Below are 906 nucleotides of genomic sequence, written 5' to 3'. Positions count from 1 at the left end.
CTACTTTATACGCTACGTTCGGCATGGGCGAGCCACTGTACGGTGGCAAGCCTGAACAGTCCCACACCAGATATCTAACGATTCTGTGTATGGGCACTGATGGATTTAGTGGATTACTAGCTGATAGCAAGTATTGAAAACTAAAACCGACTCGGGGGTATGCCTTGGCAAGTAGCCGGAGTAAAATCTGTGACTTTGCCGAGTGTAACTCCCTCCATGGTTGGCGATGTTCGACGTGCGCGGCAGTTCTTGTCGTTGTACAGTCGCACGGACACCACACCGGGAGAATCTTAAGAGGGCTATATGGATGTGGAGCGGCTTGCTTGCTGTGGTAAAACACTGGCGGGCGAGCCGACTTTCCACGGACACAGCAATGTGTTTGCAACCAAATAAATAACTTGTACGGTTTGAACGTGTTTTTGGCTGCTCCTTCCAGTTCTTGGCGGGGAGAGGCTTGGGCGCGGGAAGACCACTACTACGTAGTTATCTGGTTGATCCTGCCAGTAGTCATATGCTTGTCTCAAAGATTAAGCCATGCATGTCTAAGTATAAGCAATTTATACAGTGAAACTGCGAATGGCTCATTAAATCAGTTATCGTTTATTTGATAGTACCTTACTACTTGGATAACCGTGGTAATTCTAGAGCTAATACATGCTTAAAATCCCGACTGTTTGGAAGGGATGTATTTATTAGATAAAAAATCAATGCCTTCGGGCTCTTTGATGATTCATAATAACTTTTCGAATCGCATGGCCTTGTGCTGGCGATGGTTCATTCAAATTTCTGCCCTATCAACTTTCGATGGTAGGATAGTGGCCTACCATGGTTTCAACGGGTAACGGGGAATAAGGGTTCGATTCCGGAGAGGGAGCCTGAGAAACGGCTACCACATCCAAGGAAGGC

At 46.6% G+C, this 906-nt stretch carries 1 rRNA gene; it reads left to right on the top strand.

Going from position 1 to position 906, the window contains the following annotated elements:
• Window positions 1–479: 479 nt before the first annotated feature.
• Window positions 480–906: ribosomal RNA gene (locus KQ486_RS14750) — 16S ribosomal RNA — on the top strand; the annotation flags it as partial.

The organism is Allobacillus halotolerans, assembly GCF_018967645.1.
GTDB lineage: Bacteria > Bacillota > Bacilli > Bacillales > Alkalibacillaceae > Allobacillus > Allobacillus halotolerans.
This window is presented reverse-complemented; position numbering and strand designations above follow the sequence as displayed.